The organism is Micromonospora sp. WMMD730 (genome assembly GCF_049178955.1).
GTDB classification, from domain to species: domain Bacteria; phylum Actinomycetota; class Actinomycetes; order Mycobacteriales; family Micromonosporaceae; genus Micromonospora; species Micromonospora wenchangensis.
The window spans coordinates 2,360,650-2,381,481 of sequence record NZ_JBMHML010000002.1 but is presented as its reverse complement, the minus strand read 5'-3'; the positions used below and the strand labels follow the sequence as shown (position 1 = coordinate 2,381,481).

13 protein-coding genes are annotated in these 20,832 nt (G+C 75.1%); 7 read left to right on the top strand and 6 right to left on the bottom strand.

Annotation, left to right across the window (positions count from 1 at the left end; genetic code table 11):
- Positions 1–186 precede the first annotated feature (186 nt).
- The 7 genes from ACN265_RS10515 to ACN265_RS10485 all read left to right on the top strand — a co-directional run bounded on the left by ACN265_RS10515 (position 187) and on the right by ACN265_RS10485 (position 10,846).
- Positions 187–870 (top strand): phosphoribosylanthranilate isomerase, encoded by a 684-nt coding sequence (locus ACN265_RS10515; RefSeq protein ID WP_204923268.1) that lies wholly within the window; start codon positions 187–189, stop codon positions 868–870.
- Between the two features lie 5 nt (positions 871–875).
- On the top strand, positions 876–1,598 hold the full coding sequence (gene upp, locus ACN265_RS10510) for a uracil phosphoribosyltransferase (RefSeq protein ID WP_421407128.1): 723 nt from the start codon (positions 876–878) through the stop codon (positions 1,596–1,598).
- Positions 1,595–2,509 (top strand): EamA family transporter, encoded by a 915-nt coding sequence (locus tag ACN265_RS10505; protein WP_420117549.1) that lies wholly within the window; start codon positions 1,595–1,597, stop codon positions 2,507–2,509. The genes upp and ACN265_RS10505 overlap by 4 nt, the downstream gene beginning before the upstream one ends.
- Before the next feature lie 25 nt (positions 2,510–2,534).
- Entirely contained in the window at positions 2,535–6,524 is a 3,990-nt protein-coding gene (locus ACN265_RS10500; protein WP_421407126.1) for an amino acid adenylation domain-containing protein, read from the top strand.
- Positions 6,525–6,626: 102 nt separating this feature from the next.
- On the top strand, positions 6,627–7,637 hold the full coding sequence (locus ACN265_RS10495; protein ID WP_421407125.1) for a pseudouridine-5'-phosphate glycosidase: 1,011 nt from the start codon (positions 6,627–6,629) through the stop codon (positions 7,635–7,637).
- A gap of 5 nt (positions 7,638–7,642) precedes the next feature.
- Positions 7,643–8,821 carry a chorismate synthase gene (aroC, locus tag ACN265_RS10490; RefSeq protein WP_421407124.1) on the top strand — a complete coding sequence of 393 codons (1,179 nt, stop codon included), beginning with the start codon at positions 7,643–7,645 and terminating at the stop codon, positions 8,819–8,821.
- 285 nt (positions 8,822–9,106) lie between these two features.
- Positions 9,107–10,846 carry a ricin-type beta-trefoil lectin domain protein gene (locus ACN265_RS10485; protein WP_421407122.1) on the top strand — a complete coding sequence of 580 codons (1,740 nt, stop codon included), beginning with the start codon at positions 9,107–9,109 and terminating at the stop codon, positions 10,844–10,846.
- Here the strand turns inward: ACN265_RS10485 and ACN265_RS10480 are convergent.
- The 6 genes from ACN265_RS10480 to ACN265_RS10455 form a co-directional block, all read right to left on the bottom strand.
- Entirely contained in the window at positions 10,843–11,721 is an 879-nt protein-coding gene (locus ACN265_RS10480; RefSeq protein ID WP_421407121.1) for a hypothetical protein, read from the bottom strand. The genes ACN265_RS10485 and ACN265_RS10480 overlap by 4 nt on opposite strands.
- A gap of 82 nt (positions 11,722–11,803) precedes the next feature.
- Entirely contained in the window at positions 11,804–12,427 is a 624-nt protein-coding gene (locus ACN265_RS10475; RefSeq protein ID WP_421407119.1) for a sigma-70 family RNA polymerase sigma factor, read from the bottom strand.
- Positions 12,428–12,629: 202 nt separating this feature from the next.
- Positions 12,630–16,016 (bottom strand): AAA family ATPase, encoded by a 3,387-nt coding sequence (locus ACN265_RS10470; protein WP_421407118.1) that lies wholly within the window; start codon positions 16,014–16,016, stop codon positions 12,630–12,632.
- Between the two features lie 103 nt (positions 16,017–16,119).
- A complete protein-coding gene (locus tag ACN265_RS10465; protein WP_421407117.1) occupies positions 16,120–18,657 on the bottom strand; it encodes a hypothetical protein in 2,538 nt (845 codons plus the stop codon).
- A 6-nt stretch (positions 18,658–18,663) separates the two neighbouring features.
- A complete protein-coding gene (locus ACN265_RS10460) occupies positions 18,664–19,746 on the bottom strand; it encodes a hypothetical protein (protein WP_421407115.1) in 1,083 nt (360 codons plus the stop codon).
- Positions 19,743–20,831: a hypothetical protein gene (locus ACN265_RS10455; protein ID WP_421407113.1), complete on the bottom strand. Its 1,089-nt coding sequence runs from the start codon at positions 20,829–20,831 to the stop codon at positions 19,743–19,745. The genes ACN265_RS10460 and ACN265_RS10455 overlap by 4 nt, the downstream gene beginning before the upstream one ends.
- Between the last annotated feature and the right edge of the window lies 1 nt (position 20,832).

Genomic DNA, 20,832 nt, shown 5'->3' with positions numbered 1-20,832 from the left:
GCACCGACGCGGGGCCGGACATGGGCCTGTCCCCCGGTGCCGTTTGTTTCGTACGTTTCTCCCGTCGAGTCGACCACGCGGCCGGGCCCGTCCCGGATCCCCGGCCGCCACGGATTGGTCGACGCACACGTGGGATTTCCGTCGGTGGAGATCCGAGCGGTTTTTCGCACAGAGAGGGAGCAGCAGATGCAGGGACTGATCCAGGTGGCCGGGGTCATCGACCAGGACGAGGCCGACCTGATCTGCGCGGAGGGCGCCGACTGGCTGGGGTTCGCCCTGCGGCTGCCGGCGAAGAACGAGGACCTGTCCGAGGCCGACGCCGCGGCCATCGTCGCGGCGATCCAGCCCCGGCACCGGGGCGTCCTGATCACCTACCTGACCGAGGCCGACGAGATCCGGCAGTTCTGCGCCGAACTCGGTGTCACCGCCGTGCAGCTGCACGGCGACGTCGAGCCCGCCCAGCTGGAGAAGCTGCGCCGGATCGACCCCGACCTCTACGTCCTCAAGAGCCTGGTGGTCAAGGAGGACAACATCGACGAGCTGACCAAGATCGTCGACGAGAGCGCCGAGTGGGTCGACATGTACATCACCGACAGCTTCAACCCCGCCACCGGGGCCAAGGGCGCGACCGGTCTGACCCACGACTGGTCGGTCAGCGCCGAGCTGGTCCGGATCGCGCCCCGGCCGCTGATGCTCGCCGGTGGCCTGAACCCCGACAACGTGGCGGCGGCCATCGCGGCGGTACGCCCCGCCGCCGTCGACGCGCACACCGGCCTGGAGGGCCCCGACCGTCGCAAGGACCGGGCCAAGGTGCGCCGGTTCGTCACCGCCGCCCGCCAGGCGTTCGCCGACCTCGCCGGACAGGACTGAGAACCATGACCGACACCGCCATCGACCCCACCGTGACCGCCCGCACCGTGACCACCCGCACCGTGACCGACCCCGCCGTGGCCGACCGGCTGCACCTGCTGCCGCAGACCAACCGGCTGCGTGCGCTGCACACGGTCATCCGGGACCGCGACGCCTCCCGGGCCGACTTCGTGCAGACCTCCGCCCAGATCTTCCGGCAGCTCCTCGACACCGCCCTGGACCTGCTCCCGGTCGTCCCCACGCCGGTGCGCACCCCGGTCGGGCAGACCTACCACGGGCTGCGCCCGGCCGCGCCGGTCTGCGGGGTGTCCATCGCCCGCGCGGGCGAGAGCATGGAGGGCGAACTGCGGGCCATGCTGCCGCAGACCCGGATCGGCAAGATCCTGATCCAGCGGGACAAGACGACGAAGCTGCCGCACTTCCACTACGCGGCCCTGCCACCGGACATCGCCACGTCCCAGGTGCTGCTGCTGGACCCGATGCTCGCCACCGGCGGCACCGCGCTGGCCGCCCTCGGGCTGCTGCGCGAGTACGGGGTGTTCGAGGAGGACATCGTCTTCGTCACCCTGCTCTCCTCCCCGGAGGGCATCAGCGCGGTCCACGCCCGGTACCCCCGGGTCCGGATCGTCACCTCCGCCATCGAGGAGCGCCTCAACGCCGACGCCTACATGGTGCCCGGCATCGGCGACTTCGGTGACCGCTACTTCGGCACGGACCAGCCCCGATGAGGCGCGGCGGAATCGGCGACGTCGGGCTCACCGCGCTGGCCCCGGCGATCTGGGGCAGCACGTACCTCGTCACCACCGAGCTGCTGCCCCCGGGCCGGCCCTACCTGGCCGCCCTGGCCCGCGCCCTGCCCGCCGGGCTCGCCCTGATGGCGCTCGGACGGGTGGTGCCGCGCGGCACCTGGATCTGGCGGGCGCTGGTGCTCGGCACCCTCAACATCGGCCTGTTCTTCGTGCTGCTCTTCATCGCCGCCTACCGGCTGCCCGGCGGCGTCGCGGCGCTGATCATGTCGTTCCAGCCGATGCTGGTGCTGATCCTCGCCGCGCTGCTGCTGCGCGACCGGATCCGGCCGCTGCACGTCGTGGCGTGCCTGCTCGGGGCGACCGGGGTCGCGCTGCTGGTGCTGCGCCCGACCGCCGCGCTCGACCCGCTCGGCGTCGTCGCGGCGCTGGCCGGCGCGGCCAGCATGGCCAGCGGGATCGTGCTGACCAAACGCTGGGCCCGACCGCCCGGGGTGGGGGTGTTGCAGTTCACCGGCTGGCAGCTCACCGCCGGCGGGCTCGTCCTGCTCCCCACCACCCTGCTGATGGAGGGGCTGCCCGACCACCTCACCGGCCCCAACCTCGCCGGACTGGCCTACCTGGGGATCGTCGGCTCGCTGTTCGGCTACGCCGTCTGGTTCCGCGGCCTGGAACGGCTACCCGCCCTGGCCGCGTCGTTCCTCAGCCTGGTCAGCCCGATCGTCGCCAGCCTGCTGGGCTTCGCCTTCCTCGACCAACGGCTCAGCCTGACCCAGCTCGTCGGCGGCCTGGTCATCGTCGCCGCAGTCGCCCTCGCCCAACGCAGGTCGTCCCCGCCGGCACCGCCACCCGCCGCGGAGCCGGTGGCGTCACCCGCGCTGACCAGCCGGTGAGGCGTCACCCACCACAGGGGGAAGCATGCGCACCACGCCCGCCACCACCGACACCCACGACCCGGGCGAAGACGCCCACCACCCACCCGCCGCCACCCTGCCGGACCTGCTCGACGAGCAGGTCCGGGCGGACCCCGACGCGGTCGCCGTCCGGCACGGGCCGGACGGCGTCACCCGCCGGGAACTGGCCCGCCGGGCTCGTGCCCTCGCCGCCCAGCTCCGCGAACGCGGTGCCGGCCCCGACGACCGGGTCGGCCTGTTCGCCGAGCCGTCCGCCGGGCTCGTCGTCGGGGCCTGGGGCATCCTGTACGCCTCGGCGGCCTACCTGCCGCTGGCCCCCGACTACCCCGACGAGCGGCTGCGCTACATGGCCGCCGACGCCCGGATCCGCCTCGTCGTCGCCCAGGACGACCTCGTCGAACGGCTGACCGACCTGGTCCCGCCCGACACCGCCGTCGTGCCGCTGAGCGCCTGGCACGACACATCCCCGCCCGACGTGCCCGACCACCGGCCACGCCCCCGCGACCTGGCCTACGTCATCTACACCTCCGGCAGCACCGGGCGACCCAAGGGGGTGATGATCGAGCACCGCAGCATCGTCAGCCAACTGCGCTGGCTGCGGGACACCTACCGGCTCGACGAGGCCGTCGTCCTGCAGAAGACCCCGATGAGCTTCGACGCCGCGCAGTGGGAGATCCTCGCCCCGGCCTGCGGCGGCACGGTCGTCGCCGGCACCCCCGGCCTGCACCGCGACCCCGAGGCCATCATCGCGAGCATCCGCCGGCACGGCGTGACCGCCCTGCAGTGCGTACCGACCCTGCTGCGGGCGCTCGTCGACACCGAGCGCCTCGGCACCTGCACCAGCCTGCGGCAGGTCTTCACCGGCGGCGAGGCGCTGTCCACCACGCTGGCCGCCGACGTGCTCAAGGCGCACCCGGCCACGCTGGTCAACCTCTACGGCCCCACCGAGTGCACGATCAACTCCTCGGCGTTCACCGTCGACCCGGCCGGGCTCGACCCCACCGGGCAGTCCGTGTCGATCGGCCGGCCCGTCACCGGCCTGCGTTACGTCATCGTCGACGCCGACGACGCCCCGGTCACCGGGGACGCCGTCGGGGAACTGCTCATCGGCGGCATCCAGCTCGCCCGGGGCTACCTGCACCGGCCGGCGTTGACCGCGCAACGGTTCGTGCCCGACCCGGTCACCGGGGAACGGCTCTACCGCACCGGCGACCTGGCCGCCTGGCAGGACGACGGCACCGTACGGTTCGTCGGGCGGGTCGACAACCAGGTGAAGCTGCGCGGGTTCCGGGTCGAACTCGACGAGGTGCGCCTCGCCGTGGAGGCCCACCAGTGGGTCCGGCACGCGGGGGTGCTGGTCCGCGACGATCCGCGTACCGGCCATCCGCACCTGCTCGCCGTCGTCGAACTCAACCCGCGCGAGGCCGCGCTGATGGACCAGGGCCACCACGGTGCCCACCACCGGTCGAAGGAGAGCCGGCTCCAGGTCCGGGCGCAGTTGTCGCACGTCGGGGTGCGTACCCCGCAGGAGCTCACCGGGCGGCCGGTGCTCGCGCTGCCCGGGGCCGAACCCACCGCGGAGCAGGTGCGGCGGGTGTTCGCCCGCAAGACGTACCGGTTCTACGAGGGCCCGCCGGTCACCCACGCCGACCTGCTGGCGCTGCTGCGCCCGGCCCGGCCCGACCCGGTGCCACCGCGCCCGCTCGGGCAGCTCGACCTGGCCACCTTCGGGGAGATCGTCCGCTACCTCGGGCAGTTCGTCAGCGACGAACGGCTGCTGCCCAAGTACGGCTACGCCTCACCCGGGGCGCTCAACGCCACCCAGGTCTACCTGGAGCTGCACCACCTGTGGGGGCAGCCGTCCGGCTACTACTACCACCACCCGCTGACCCACGAGCTGGTCCTGATCAGCCCGGCCCCGCCCCGACCCGAGCCGACCGTCCGGCTGCACCTCGTCGGGCGACGCCGGGCCATCGAACCGGTCTACCAGGACAACATCCGCGAGGTCCTGGAGATCGAGACCGGCCACCTGGTCGGCCTGCTGGAACAGGTCCTGCCCGGGTACGGGCTGGGCATCACCGCCACCGATCACGCGCCGCAGACCATCCGGCACCTCGACTGCGCCGCCGAGGACCTCTACCTGGGCAGCTTCGCGGTGACGCCGTACGCCCCGCCGCCCCGCGACGAGATCGACCTGTACGTCCAGGTCCACCCGGACCGGGGCGTCGACCTGCCCGCCGGGCAGTACCGGTACCACGACGGCGAGCTGGTCCGCCTCGACGACGCCCTCGTGCAGCGCCAGCACGTCATCGCCATCAACCAGCAGGTGTACGACCGGGCCGCGATCGGCATCAGCATGATCAGCACGACGTCGACCCGGTGGCGGCGCTACGTCGACCTGGGACGCGTCCTGCAACGACTGTCCATGAACGACGGCGGCTTCGGCTTCATGTCCTCCGGCTACAGCTCCGACACCGGCCACGACCTGCCGTCGGCCCACCGCATCCGGGGCATCCTGCGCCGGCACGGGCTGCCCGACGGTCCGTCGTACTTCGCCGTGGGTGGGCGGGTCAGCGCCGCCCAGGTGGCCGGCCGGGGCATGAAGGAGGACGTCGTCCACATGAAGGGGCCGGCGGAGCTGATCCGCGACGACCTGGCCGGTCGGCTGCCGGACTACATGCTGCCCAACAAGGTGGTGATCCTCGACCGGATGCCGTTGACCGCCAACGGCAAGACCGACCTCACGGCGCTCGCCGCCCGGGTCGCCGACGACACCGGCCCGCAACGGCCGTTCGTCGCGCCCCGCACCGACCTGGAACGCCGCATCGCCCGCCTGTGGGCCGAGGCGGTCCGCCAGGACGACGTCTCCGTCCACGACGACTTCTTCGCCTGCGGCGGCAACTCGCTGATCGCCGTCGCCCTGATCAACCGGCTCAACCGGGTGTTCGGCGCGGCGCTGCCGATGCAGGTCATCTTCGACAACCCGACGGTCGCCCAACTCGCCCGACGGGTCGCGCAACGGGACCAGGTGAGCAGGTCCCGACTGGTGCCGTTGGCGCGGGGCCGGGAGGGGCGTTCCGTCTACTGCTGGCCGGGCCTCGGCGGCTACCCGATGAACCTGCGGCTGCTGGCCGGCACCGCCGGGCGTCCCTTCCACGGCGTACAGGCGTACGGCGTGAACCCGGGTGAGGAGCCCTACCGGACGATCTCCCGGATGGCGGCCGAGGACATCCGGGCGATCCGGGAACGGCAACCCCGGGGCCCGTACACGCTGTGGGGTTACTCGTTCGGCACCCGGGTGGCGGTGGAGGCCGCGTACCAGTTGGAGCAGGCCGGCGAGCAGGTGGACCAACTCGTCCTGATCGCCCCCGGGTCACCCCGGGTCCGGGTGCCGCAGGGCCCGGCCACGGACGGCCCGGCGAGCTTCGCCAACCCGACGTACCTGGCGGTGCTGTGCTCCGTGTTCGCCGGCACCGTCACCGGCCCGGTGATCGACGAGTGCCTGGCCACCGTCACGGACGAGGAGACCTTCACCGGGTTCGTCCAGCGGCACTTCCCCGCCCTGGACCTGCCGCTGGTCCGCCGGATCACCCGGGTCGTGGCCCGCACGTACGGGCTACGGCACACCGAGGCCGAACTCGCCCGACGGCCGGTGCGGGCCCCGGTGACGGTGCTGCGTACCCGGGGTGACCAGGAGTCCTTCCTCGACACCGCCGCCGCCCGCCGCAACCTCTCCCCCGTCGTCGTCGACCTGGCCGCCGACCACTACGGGGTGCTGCGCGAACCGGGGGTCCACCAGGTGGTGGCGGCACTGCCCGCCCGCTCCCGCCGTCGCCCGGTCCGCCCGCACGTGAGCATCTCCCACCTGCCGATCGCGCTCACCGACGAGCAGCACAACCGGCTGGTGACCGCCGTCACCCGGGCCATGACCCGGGCCTTCGGCTGCGACGAGGACGCGGTGTCCGTCGCGCTGGAGGCGGTCCTGGAGGAGTGAGCCGATCCCCGGCCCGCACCGAGCCCGACCCGCCCTAGCCCGCACCCCACCCTGCCCGACACCGGTCCCGGGGCACCGGACCGGACCGACCGAGGAGCCAGCATGACACGCAAGGTCCACTCCACCGTCGAGGTGCGGTTGAGTGAGGAGGTCGCCGACGCCCTCGCCGAGGGACGGGCCGTGGTGGCGTTGGAGTCCAACGTGATCACCCACGGCCTGCGGTACCCGGACAACGCCGCCACCGCGCACCGGGTGGAGGACGCCGTCCGGGAGGGCGGTGCGGTGCCGGCGACGGTCGCCGTCGACGACGGGGTGATCCGGGTCGGCATGACGGCGGCGGACATCGAACGGTTCGCCTCCACGCCGGGCATCCCCAAGGTCAGCGCCCGGGACCTGCCGGTGGCGCTCGCCCAGGGTGGCATGGGCGCGCTGACCGTGGCGAGTTCGCTGATCGCGGCCGACCTGGCCGGCATCGCGTTCTTCGCCTCCGCCGGCATCGGCGGGGTGCACCGGGGCGCCGAGACGAGCATGGACATCTCCTCGGACCTCATCCAGTTCACCCGTTCCCGGGTGGCAGTGGTGTGCGCCGGGGCCAAGAAGATCCTCGACCTCGGGCTGACCATGGAATACCTGGAGACCCACTCGGTGCCGGTGGTCTCCTACCGCTCCGCCGACTTCCCGGCCTTCTACTGCGTCTCCAGCGGCATCCCCAGCCCCTGCCGGGTCGACGACGCGACGGTGATCGCCCGCGCGGTGGAGAACCACTGGGCCCTGGGCAACCACAGCTCCTTCCTGATCACCACCCCGGTCGACGCCGCGGAGGCCGTCGACGACGCCGAGGTCGACCGGGCCATCGAGGAGGCGATGGCGGCCGCCCGACGGGACGGCGTACGCGGCAACGCCATCACCAAGTACCTGATGCGCGCCGTCGACGCGGCCACCCACGGCCGGTCCTCCCGGGCCAACATGGCGGTGCTGATCAGCACCGCCCGGACCGGGGGCCACCTCGCCGCCGCCCACGCCCGCCACCTGGCCGACCTCGGGAACCCGGCCGCCGCCGACGCCCCGGCCGCTGTCGGGGTGGCGCACGCCCTGCCCGGCGTGCGGGGGTGACGGCGGTGTTGCGTTGGCTGACTGCAGGTGAATCGCATGGTCCGGCTCTGGTGGCGTTGTTGGAGGGGGTGCCGGCCGGGGTGGCGGTGACTTCCGGTGACATCGCAGGTGAGTTGGCGCGTCGTCGGCTCGGCTACGGCCGGGGTGCGCGGATGGCGTTCGAGCAGGATGAGGTCGAGGTCGTCGGTGGTGTGCGGCACGGGTTGACGTTGGGTAGTCCGGTGGCGATCCGGGTGGGGAACTCGGAGTGGCCGAAGTGGCGGACGGTGATGGCCGCCGACCCGGTCGATGCGGACGAGTTGGCGAGTCAGGCCCGTAACGCCCCGTTGACGCGTCCCCGGCCGGGTCACGCTGATCTGGCGGGGATGCAGAAGTACGGTCACACGGATGCGCGGCCGATCCTGGAGCGGGCCAGCGCTCGGGAGACGGCTGCCCGGGTGGCTGTGGGCGCCGTGGCGAAGGCCCTGGTCAAGCAGGCCCTCGGTGTTGAGATCGTGTCGCATGTGGTGGAACTCGGGTCGGTGGCGGTGAAGCCCGGTTTGCGGCCGGTGCCGGAGGATGCGCAGCGGATCGACGCGGACCCGTTGCGGTGTCTCGACCCGGACGCGAGCGCGCGGATGGTCGCGGAGGTCGACGCGGCGAAGAAGGCCGCGGACACCCTCGGTGGGGTGGTGGAGGTGTTGGCGTACGGGGTGCCGCCGGGTCTGGGTAGTCACGTGCAGTGGGACCGCAAGCTCGATGCCCGGTTGGCCACCGCGTTGATGTCGATTCAGGCGATCAAGGGTGTGGAGATCGGGGACGGGTGGTTGCAGGCGCGGTCGCGGGGTTCGGAGGCGCACGACGAGATCATGCCCACCGCTACGGGGGTGCGTCGGGTGACGGATCGGGCGGGTGGTTTGGAGGGTGGGATCACGACGGGTGAGCCGGTGCGGGTGCGGGCGGCGATGAAGCCGATCTCGTCGTTGAACCGGGCGTTGTCGACGGTGGATGTGGCCACGGGTGAGCCGGCGACGGCGATCAACCAGCGCAGCGACGTGTGTGCCGTTCCCGCTGCTGCGGTGGTCGCGGAGGCGATGGTGGCGTTGGTCCTCGCGGAGGCCGCGGTGGAGAAGTTCGGTGGTGACTCGGTGACCGAGATCCGCCGCAACCTGACCGGCTACCTCGACACCCTGATCATCCGGTGAGCGCGAGGAGTGCAGCGCAGCGGAGCCCCGCAGCCGCGAACGGAAGGTCGGCACCGGTGAGCGCGAGGAGTGCAGCGCAGCGCAGCCCCACAGCCGCGAATAGCGGGTCGACCCGGTGACGTCCGGCAGGTCGGTGGCGTGCCGACCTGCCGGGCAACCCGGACCGCCCACCCCGGCAGCGCCGCGATCAACGGCACCCGGCAAACTCCACGCTGATCCGACTGAACCTTCGGCTGGCTCGGTGCGTTGAGAGGTCGAAGCCACAGCCTGTCGAGGAGCGCACCGGTGCCACTGACCTCCACGTCCCACCGCCAGCGGCTGGAACGACTCGTCGGTGGGGTGCGGCAACGGCTGTCACCACTGACCGGCGTCGTCCGACGGGGAATGTCCCGCCTGCCCGGCCCGCCGATCGTGGCGCGGATCATCGCCGGGCTGATGGCGCTGGCGCTCGCCGTCCTCGCCGGCTTCGCCGCCAGCACCGGATTCGGCACGGCCACCGCCGAGACCGTGGAGGGCAAACCGGTCCCCGCCGAGCAGGTGCCCCTGATCGCCCAGGCCGCGCTCTCCTGCCCGACCCTCACCGCGCCCCGGCTGGCCGGTCAGCTCATGGCCGCCTCCGGGTTCGTGGCCGACGCCCGCACCGACGACGGCGGCTCCGGGGTGGCCGGCCTCACCGACGAACTCTGGCAGCGGTGGCTGCCCTGGCCCGACGCGCCCCGGCTGGACGTCGCCGCGAACATCGTCGCGCTGGCCCACCACATGTGCGACCTCGTCGGGCAGGTGTCGCACGGCGACATCGACGGCGACACCTGGCAGCTCGCGCTCGCCGCACACCGTTCCGGGATGCCCGCCGTCCAGGCCGACCGGGGCGTCCCCGACGCGGCGGCCGGGTACGTGCGGACCGTCGTCGGCTACGCCGAGTGGTACTCCCGCCAGCCCGACTTCGACCCGGACGCGGCGGACACGTCACCGACGCCCGCCCCACCAGCGCCACCCGCCGGCAGCGCGCCACGCCCCATCCCCGACGAGCACCTGGCGGCGATCCTCGCCGCCGGCCGGACCTGCCCGGCGGTGACCCCGGCGAAGATCGCCGGTCAGCTCATGGCGGCGTCCGGGTTCAACCCGAACCTGCTCGGCCCCAACGGCGCGCAGGGCATCGCCCAGTTCCTCCCCACCGTGTGGAGCCGCTACGCGACCGCCGGCCAGTCACCGTGGGACGCCGCCACGGCGATCGCCACGCTCGGCAAGACGATGTGCGCCCTCACCACCGACCTGGGTGGGCTCACCGCCGACCCGTACCCGCTCGCGCTGGCCGCCTTCCAGTGGGGGCCCGGGGTGCAGGCCGGCGGCGCACCCGACCTGGGCACGGTAGACGAGAACGCCGGCCGGGTCCTCGCCTACGCCGCCTTCTACGCCCAGGACCCCCGGCTCGGTGGGCGTCCGTCCCCGCGTCCCCCGCTGCCGGCCGGCACCAGGGGCCCGGTGCTGGCCCTGCCGCCCACGCCCGCCGGTGCGGGCCCCGCTCCGGGTGGCAACCCGACCAGGCCGGGCACCACCCCGACCAGGCCCGCCCCGGCGGGCGCCGCCCCGTCCACGCAGGCGGCGGCCCGGCCGACGACCCCGGCGCCAGCGGCGGCGGCATCCACCGGCTACCGCATTCGCGGGTACGGCAGCACCTGCCTGTACGCCCCCTCGACCGTGGACGGCCAGCCGCTGGTGATCTGGGACTGCAACGGCTCGGCCCGGCAGAAGTGGACGTTCGGCGGCGACGGCACGATCCGGATGGGATCGCTCTGCATGGACCTGGCGGACGCCTCCAGCGCCGACGGCACCCGCATCCAGCTGGCGACCTGCAACGGCGGCTGGGCGCAGAAGTTCTGGATCAACGGCTCCGGTGATCTGGTCAACTCGGCGATCGGCCGGTGCGTCGACATCCGGGACTGGTCCACCGCCAACGGCACCGGCCTGCAACTGTGGACGTGCACCGGTGAGGCCAACCAGAAGTGGACGCGGGTGAAGGTCTAGCGGGGGCCGGCGGGGCGGCCGATCCGGGCCGACACCAGTGCCGTCCCGTCGGTCTCCGCGACGGCGAAGAACGCCAGCGTGTCGATCGCGGCGGGGATCTCCCCGGTGACCTCCTGCGGCCCGGCGGTCGCCGTCCACTGCGCCACCTGGTAGGTGCGGGTGTCGGCGGCGACCGCGTAGAGGCGGTACTGCACCCCCGCCGTCAGGCCGAGCACGGTGGCCCGCACGTCGGAGGCCGGTCCGGGGCCGTCGGTGCGGGCCGAGACGGTGACGGACAGCCGGGTGGCCGCACCGACCCCCTCCACCGTCACCCCGGCGGCGACCGGGTTGACCGTGGACCGCCGGGCGTCGGGCGCGCCGCCCTGCTGCCGCTGCCCGAGCGTGACCCCCAGGGACACCGCCGCGACCATGGCGAGCGTGCCGGCGACGAGCCACCGCCGTCGACCCCGCCGGGCCCGGTCGGGCGCGCGGCCGGCCGGACCCCGCCCGCCCGCGTCCCGGGAGGGCGGCCGGTCCGCCGGCCCCGGACGCGACGGCGACGAATCCCCCGAGGCACCGCCGGGATCCGGGGTGGCGGTGGGGGCCGGGATGGCGTCAGGGGCCGCGTCGGCGGCCGGCAGGGCCGGGGCGGCGGTGGCGTCGGCCGGACCGGTGCGCAGGTCGGCGATCTCGCCGGGGGTCAGCCCGGAGAACGCCCCCACCAGGGGGCCCAGCCGGTCGCACTCGTCGAGGCAGATCGTGCAGGTGCCGAGGTGACGTTCGAACTCCCACTCGTCCTGCGGGTCGAGGTCACCCCACAGGTAGGGAGCGCACTGCTCCAGCGGGGCGTGGGCCACCGGACCGGGGGCGTCGCTGTCGCTTCGGAGGTCGGTCATGGCCTGTCAGCTCTGCTCGGGGAGGCAGCGCCTCGCGGCCCCGCCGCCGCAATCGTATGCCATCGCGGTCGTGGTGGACGCCTCACGCACCGTCGACCTCCCCGATGACGGCGCGCAACGCGCGCAGGGCGTAGTGGGCGCGGGACTTGACGGTGCCCTCGGCGATGCCGAACTCCGCCGCGATCTCGGCGGTGGACAGCCCCCGGAAGTAGACGGCCTCCACCACCCGGCGGTGCTCGACGCTGATCTTCGGTAGGGCGTCACGGATGGTCCACGCCGTCACCACCCGCTCGGCCTCGTCGGCGGTCGCCGGCATCCGGCTGAGATCCAGCGCGCCGACCTCGGTCGGGCGGGCCTGCCGGGCCCGCGCCACGTCGATGGCGACCCGGCGGGCCACAGTGAACAGCCAGCGCCGTTGGGTCTCCAGGTCGGCGGCGAGGCTGTCGATGCTGCGCCAGGCCCGCATCATCGTCTCCTGGAGCAGGTCCTCGGCGAGCTGCCGTTCACCTGAGGCCAGCCGCAGCAGGAACCGGAACAGCGGCTCGGCGTGCACCGCGTGCAGCTCCCGCAGCCGCGCGTCGGGGGCCAGGTCGGCGGCGGGTGACGGGGGCCCGGCGTCGACGGCCGACGCGTCGACGGCTGCCGCCACCCCGATGCCGGCCCCGCCCGGCGCGTCCGCGTCCGGCCCGCGAGAAAGACCTGCCAACCGGTGCCTCCCCAGCACGCTCACCGTCCGCGTGACCGGCCGCGCGGGCGCGCCCGTACCTCCGGTCCCACGTCGATCCAGGAGAGCATACGGGGCACCGTCGGACCCGCTGTCGCTGATGCCGCCCGTCGCCCGACGGCGCAACCGGCTCCGATGCGGACGGTCCACCGGCCGCAGCCGCCACACGGTCCCACCGGGTCGGTCAGCCATGCGGGGCCGTCGCGGAGGTGACGTCCTCGGCCCGCAGGGTACGCAGGTCCGCGACGGTCGGCCCGGTCAGGCCGCGCAGCCGGCCCGCCTGCCGGGTCACCGCCTCGTCGAGCACCTGGCGGGCGTACCGGCCGTTGCCGAAGGCCGGACCGTGCGGGGCCTGCTCGAAGTGCTGGCGCAGCGCGGTCAGCGTGTCGCCGGGGCAGTCGTACCCGCCGGCGCGGGCCAGCCCCTCGAAGATGGCGACCAGCTCGTCGGCGGTGTACGGGGCGAAGTGGACCCGGCGGGAGAACCGGGACGCCAGGCCGGCGTTGGCGGCGAGGAACTGCTCGATCTCCGCCTCGTAACCGGCGACGATCACCACCACCTCGTCGCGGTGGTCCTCCATCAGCTTGACCAGCGTGTCGATCGCCTCCCGACCGAAGTCGTTGCGGGCGTCCGGTGGTGCCAGCGTGTACGCCTCGTCGATGAACAGCACCCCGCCCCGGGCCCGTTCGAACGCCTCCCGGGTGCGGTGCGCGGTGTGCCCGACGTACTCGCCGACCAGGTCGGCGCGGGCCACCTCGACCAGTTGCCCGCCCCGCAGCACCCCCAGCGCGGTCAGCAGTTGCCCGTAGAGGCGGGCGACCGTGGTCTTGCCGGTGCCCGGTGGCCCGGAGAACACCAGGTGCCGGGAGACCGACGGCGCGGGCAGGCCGGCCCGCACCCGGGTCCGTACGGCGGCCAGCAGGTCGATCAGGTCGGCCACCTCCTGCTTCACCGCGTCCAACCCGATCATGGCGTGCAGCCGGGCCAGCAGCGCGTCCACCGCACCGGCCGGCGGCCCGTCGTCGGCCGGACCGGCCGCCGCCTCGTCGAGGTCCTGCGGCAGCAACTGGGCCAGCTCCACCCCGGAGGCGGCACCGCTGCCGGACAGCCGGAACGCCTGCCGGCTGACCATCTCCTCGAAGGTCTGCCGGGCCACCCGGGCGTTGCCGAACGACCCGGTACGCGGCATCGACTCGAACCACGACTCCAGGGCGATCCGGGTGTCGTACTCCAGGGCGTAGTGGTGGTTGCTGCACAGCCGTTCGACGATCTGCACCAGCTCCGGGGAGGTGTAGCTCTCGAACTCGACGGTCTTGGAGAACCGGGAGGCCAACCCGGGGTTCGCCGCCAGGAACGTGCGCATCTGCGCGGAGTAGCCGGCGACGATCACCACCACCTCGTCGCGGTGGTCCTCCATCAGCTTGACCAGGGTGTCGATCGCCTCCCGACCGAAGTCGTGCCCCGATCCGCCACCGTCGACCGGGGCGAGGGTGTACGCCTCGTCGATGAACAGCACACCGCCGATCGCCTCGGTGAACCGTTCGGTGGTCCTCACCGCCGTACCGCCGATGTGTTCGGCGACCAGGTCGGCGCGGGCCACCTCGACCAGTTGCCCGCCGGGCAGCACACCGAGGGCGGCCAGGATGCGGCCGTAGAGCCGGGCCACGGTGGTCTTCCCGGTGCCCGGCGCACCCGCGAAGATCATGTGCCTGGACATGGGCGGGGCCGGTAGCCCGGCGGCGGCCCGCCGCCGGCTGATCCGGTGCAGCCCGACCAGGGTCGCCACCTCCCGCTTCACCCCGGCCAGACCGACCAGCGCGTCCAGTTCGGCCAGCAGCGGCGCGGCCGGGTCGTCGGCGGGCGGGGCACCGGCCGACGGCGTCGCCGGCACCGGCACGGCGGGATCGGCGGCCCGCGCCGGAGCGGCCGGGTCGGGCCGCCCGACCGGCTCCGGCGGCCGGTGCGGCCCGTCCGCCGGCGGGCCGACGGACCCGGGGCCGCCGGCGCGACCGGTGGGCGCGGGATCGGCGTCGGTGCCGACGAGTTCCACCGCGGCGTCGTCCACCGTGGTACGCAGCCGCCCGCCCGCGTTACCCCGCAGCTCGGTCTCGACCAACCGCACCGGTCGGCGCGTCTGCACCAGCACCCCCGGGCCGGTGTTGCCGAACACCTCGCACCCGGTCACCTCGCCCTGCGACTCCCCGGCGAACCACACCCCCGGCCCGTCGCCGCCCCGTACCCGGCTGCGCCGTAGCTGCACCGTCGCCTGGCGCTGTGCGGTCAACCCGGCACCCCGGCTGCCGAGCACGTCCACACTGGTGGCCCGCAGCCGCCCGGCCGACACGACGAGACCGGTGGCGCAGTCGCGCAGGGTCGTCCCCTCCACGGTCAGCTCCCCGTCGGTCACCGACACCCCGGCCGACCCGGCGTCGGTCACCGCTCCCCCTCGCGCCCGCAGCCGCGCCGACTCCGCGACCCGCAGCCCCTCCTGCGTCGGCGCGGTGACGGTCAGGTCGTCGACCTCGGGCCGGGAGGTACCCCGGGCCAGCAGCCCGGACCGGGTCCGGACGATCGTCACCTCCCGGGCGCTGCCGGTCGCCGCGTCGGCGAAGAGCAGGCCGACCCCGTCGGTGGCGGTCAGCGTGCCGCCCTCGATCCGGGGCGCCGCCGTGCCGCTGACCACCACCGCCGCCCCGGTCGTCGTCTCGACCCGTAACCCCAGGTAACTGCCGGTGGCGGCGGCCTGCACGCTCAGCCCGTGCCCGCCCTCGACGCCGAGGACGCAGTCGCGCAGCGTCGGGTCGGCGGCCCCGCCGACCAGCACCGCCGGGCCGGTCGCCGTGCGGATCTCGCAGCCGGTCAGCTCGGGGCTGCCACCGGTCACCAGCACCGGGGTGCCACCGGTGTCCACGATCCGGGTGTCGACCAGCCGGACCGTGCCGTCCTCGACCACCACGCCGGGGCCGTCGACGGCGGAGACCACGCACTGCTCGATCAGCCCCCGGCCGCCGCCGGTGCACAACAGCCCGCTGCCGCGTACGTCGGTGATCGTGCAGCCGCGCAGCACCGGGTCGCCGCCGGTGACGGCCACCGCCACGGTGCCGATCCCGGCGACCGTGGTACGGACGATCTCACCGGTGCCGGCGCGTTCGAACAGCAGGCCCGCCCCGGCGGGGTTGCCCACCCGGCAGTCCCGCATGGTCAGCTCGCCCCGGGGCACGTGCACCGCGACGACACCACCGGCCCGTACGCCGCACCGGGTGAGCTCCAGCCGGCCGCCGCCGACCTGGACGGCCGGCATGTGCCCGCCACCACCGAGCAGCTCGATCCCGTGCAGCGTCACCTCTCCCGCGCCGACGTGCAGCGCCACCCCGTCGCCCCCGTCGATGGTGACCGTGCCCGGTCCCTCCTCGGCGATCAGCGTCACGTCGCCGCCGAGCTGGAGCTGTTCCCGGTACACCCCCGGCTGCACGACGACGGTGGCACCGGCCGGGGCGACGGCCAACGCACCGGCGATCGTCGGCGGGCACCCCGGTTCCGTCTGGGAGACCGCCATCACGGTGCTGTTCACCCCTCACCACCCTCTCGTCTGGTTGATCCCCCGCCCACCGCACCCCGCCGGCCGACCGGCGACGGGCGGGTTCCGTCGTGCCGACCCGCCCCACCACCGGCGGTCACCCCGACGGCGGGGCGAACAACCGCCCCGCCCCGTCGACGCCGACCCCCACCGCCAGCGGCGGGGTGCCGCCGCCTGCCGCATCCCCCACCCCGGCGACCGCCCGCAACCGCTGCAACGTCTGCTCGCCGCCCCGGGTCGGCCGGCCGGCCGGCAACTCCCGCAGGAACACCTGCCGCAGCTCGCGGTCGCCCACCGGCTCGTCCGCCAGCACCTGGAAGCAGGTCCCGGCGGGGAAGACCGCCGTACCGTCGGTGCGGGATCCGGTGTGGACGCCGGCCGGTGTGGCGCGGGCCCCGGTGCCGGTCGTGCCGAGACCGCCCAGCCGGCGGGCGCCGACGGACCAGATCACGAACCGCACCCCGGCGTCCGGCGCCGGCGCGGGCGTCGGGTCGACGTCGAGGAAGGCCGGCTCCACCAGCAGCGTGCCGGGCGGGTAGCCGCCCGGCGGTGCGACGGCCGCGGCGCGGAAGACCGGGCCGAAGACCACCGGCAGGCGACGCAGGCCGTAGCCCACCCAGCGGGCCAGCACCGCCTGATCGTCGGCCGGCGCGGCGTCGCCCCGCAGGACCGCGTTCACCGTCTCCCGTTCGCCGACGCAGTAGGCGCGGACCGCGACCAGGCCCGCCGGCAGGTCCGGCGCGCTCACCGCGGCCACCCGCAGGCCGGGTTCCTCCGCCAGGGTCCGGGTCACCACCTGCGTGTACGAGTCGTAGCGGCCGGCGAGAATCCGCCGCAGCGCCGTCCGGTCCCCGGCGGTGGGCGCACTCCCGTCCAGCCGGAACGTCACCGGGACCCGCGTCGGGCCCGGCGGGGCCGGTCCCGGTCCGGGGACGGCGGCCGGCGGCACGCCGGGGTCGCCGGTCACCGGGCCGGACGCCGGTTCCGGTCGGCCCGGCACCGCGTCGGGCGTCCCGACCGGGATGTCCGGACGGTCGGGTGCCGGGGCCGGGGCCGGTTGGTCGTGGGCTGCGGCGGGTGGCACGGTCGGGTCGGGGGCCGGGCTCTGCGGGCCGGGCGGGGCCGCGTCCGTCGGCTCCGGGGCCGGCGGACGGACGTCCCCGGTCACCTCCGGCGACGCGACCCGCAGCAGGTCGAGTGAGGGAGCGGCGATCCGCTGCCACCGGTGCACACAGTCCACCGGCACGGCTGCCGGGTCGACGGCCGACGCGGACACGCCGACCAGGAGCACGCCCGGGGTGTACGGGGCCACACCGGCACCGTCCGACGGCACGGCGGCCGGCCCGGCCCGGCGGTCGGCGGTCACGACGGGCTCGGCACGGGTCATGGCGGGCGCGGTGCCGGTTATGGCGGGCGCGGTGCCGGTTATGGCGGGCGCGGTGCCGGTCGTGGCCGGCGCGGCACCGGCCGTGGCGGGCGCGTCGTCGGGTGGTCCGGGGGTGGCGGGCGCGGCAGGTGGCGTGGGAGGCGCGGTGGGGAGGTCCGCCGGGGCGGGAAGCACCGGGCCGAGGTCGGTCACCGTGCGGGCGGTGCGGGCCGCCGGCCGGGGACGCCACCGGCGGAACGTGCCCGTGGTGGTCAGCAGCCCCGTCGCGGTCACCTCGACCCGGGCGTCACCGGCGACGACCGGAACGCCGAGGGCGTCGGCGAGAGCCCCGAACAGCATCCCGGCCGTGGCGGGGTACGGTGCGTCCCCGCAGAGCACCACGGGTCGCCCGGCACGCCGCAGGGCCGCCAGGTGACCGGCGAGCACCCCGGGCGGCACCGGCCGGCCGTCCACCTGGAAGCCGCCCGCGCCGAGCGCCACCTCGACCAGGTACACGTCGAGCGGCACCGGAGCCTGCCGTCCGGGGCCCGGGAGATCGTCGCGCCCCAGCGGCGTCCCGGCGGGGTCGGGCAGGAAGGACCAGCCACCGGGGACCGGTCGCCCCGGCGGGCGGCCCCGGTCACCGGCCGGCTGTCCGCCGGGAGCAGCCGGACCGTCACCATCCGTCCGCTCCGGCCGTCCCGCGTCCTCGACGGACCCGACGGGCCCGGCGGCCGGTGGTGGCCAGCCGGCGGGCAGCCACGTGTAGCCGTCCCCGACCGGGGCGACCAGCCAGCCCTCGGGGCCGCCGACCTGCCGGGCCGGCCCGGCAGGTGGCGGGCACCAGTCGGCGGGCGGGTGCTCCGGTCGGGCCGGCCCACCGTCGGCGACGATCCACCGGCGGGCCGCCGGTACCGCCCGGGTGGACACGGCCGGGGCGTCCAGCGGCACCGCCCCGTCGATCCCGAGATCCGTGGCGAGGCCGGCCGCCAGGTCCGGCACCGCCACCGGGTCGGCATAGCCGCCGAGCGGGACCAGCCGGAACCCGGCGGCCGACCCGCCGAGCTGGCGGGGCAGCAAATCGGCCAGGAGAGCGAACAGGTCCGGTCGGGCCGACACGGTCGCCGAGCAGAGCACCACCGTACGGTCCGGGTCGGCCGGCAGCCGGGCGGCCACCCCGGCCAGGGCGGCGTACGGCTCCGTGGCGGTGTGGACGAGGAGCACGGCACCGACGACGGCGGCGTGTACGGGGTCGGGCGGGTCGGTCATCGTCGGTCAGCCCGCCGCCCGTCGTACCCCGCCGGTGGCCTCGACCAGCGCCGCCCGGGACCGGTGCACCGCCACCGCGTCCACGTCGGGGGGCGCGTAGCCGGCCGCCCGGATCGCCGCCAGCAGGCCCTCGTCCGGGGCGATCCGGTAGCGGGTGAGGTAGTGCGCGGTGGCGGCGGACCAGATCCACCGGCCGTCGCCGAGCAGGTCCACCGGCACCGTGCGGCCCGGGGTGATCACGTCGGGCACCCGGGCCGGGCCGGTGAGCAGGGGGAACCCGGCGGCGAGGTAGCCGGCGACCCGATTCGCCTCCGCAGTCGACAGTCGGGCCCGGTCGGGGCCGAACGTCGGGTTCCCGGTCGCGTCGAGGGTGTCGAAGGTGGCCGCGACGCGTACCCGCTCGACCGGTCGGGCGGCCCAGAGCAGGACGGCCCCCGCGAGCGCCCGCCGGTGGTACGTCGGCAGCCCGGCGAGGTGCCCGAAGACCTCGACCAGCGGGTCGGTCTCGCCCACCGCCGCCAGGGCGGCCTGGAGCCGCGCGGTGAGCGCGACCGCCCCGGCGCGGGCCTGGACCAGATAGACCCGGCTGGCCGACGGGTACGGCGTGGCCGACGCCGGGCGTCGCCAGACCCGCCACAGCCCGGCGGGCTGTGGCTCCCCGCCGCCGAGGGCGTCGACGGCGGCCCGGTCGACCGCGTCCCCGCCGTCGGACGCGACGCCCCCGACAGGTGGGTGCATACCGGAGGGGGCCGACCCGGGCGGCCCGGCGGCGTGACCGTTGCCGGGCTGGCCGGGGTCGGTGGGCGGGTCCGGTGTCCAGAGGTAGGGCGGGGTGCGGTCGTCGGCGGTGCGGGGCAGGTCGGCGAGCAGGTCGTCGGGCGCACCGGCGGCGACGAGCACCCCGGTGAGCAGCAGCACGTCGGGGTCGGTCAGCCGGATCTGCCGGGCGAGGGCGGCGAAGGCCACCATCCGGGCCACCTCGGTCACCGCACCGTCGGCCAGCCGGGCGCGGGCGGTGCCGAGCAGCGCGGCGGGGGCCTGCCCGGCGATCCGCAGCAGGAGCCGGTGCATCGCCGACGGCACGCTCATGCCTCCACAACGGGGGGTCCGGCGTGATGGTTCACCCCGGTCCGGTCGGGGTCGCACATCGCCGCGAAGAGGTACGACAGCGAACGGTGCACCGCCACCGCGTCGAGGGCCGGGGCGGTGTAGTCGGCGGCCCGGATCGCCGCGAGCAGGTCCGCTTCGGGGGCGAAGCCGTACTGGTCGGCGTAGTAGGTGACCGCCTCCGACCACAACCACCGCCCGTCGCCCCGGACACCCGTGGGTACCGGGTCGACGGCCGACGCCGGATCGAAGCCGTCAGCCGACCGGTGCGGGCTGGCCAGCAGCGGCACCCCCGCGCCGAGGTAGGCGACGACCCGTTCCGCCTCGTCGTCGCCGAGGGTGCCGGGTGGGTCGGCGGGGTCCGGTGGGGTGGCCGTCCGCAGCGGCCCGGCGGGGCGGTCCGCCCAGAGCAGCGCCGAGTAGGCCAACGCCCGCCGCTGGTACTCCGGCAGCTCCACCGGCTCACCGAACGCCTCCACCAGCGGATGCCGTTCCCCGGCCGCCTCCAGGGTGGACCCGATCCGGGCGGCGAGGGCGACCGGATCCGCGCCCTGCACGAGGTAGAGCCGCTTCGGCGCCGGATACGGCGTGTCCACGGCCGGGTACCGCCAGGCCCGCCAGAGCCCCACCGGCCCGGGTGCGGCAGCCACCGCGGCGATGGCGACCCGGTCGAGGTCGTCGGGCGAGCCCGGGCCGTCCCCACCCACGGTCAGGTCCATGCTGTACGGCATCCGCCCGCCGGCCCCGGCCAGCACCTGCGGACCCACCGGGGCCATCCCGTACGCCACCGGCGGGGCTTCGCCGGTGGACAGCCCGGCGAGCATGTCGTCGTCCGCGCCGGCGTCGGCCAGGACCCCGGCGAGCAGTACCTGCTCGGGCGCGGTGAGCCCGACGCCCCCGGTCAGGCAGGTGAACGCCACCGCCTGGGCCACCTCGGCGAGCTGATCCGCCGCGAGCCACTGCCGGGCCGCGCTGACCACCTCGTCCGGGGCCTGTCCGGCGAGGCGCAGCAGCAGCCGGTGCACGGCGGTACGCCGATCGGTGGTCGGCCCGGTCGTCGTGGTCATG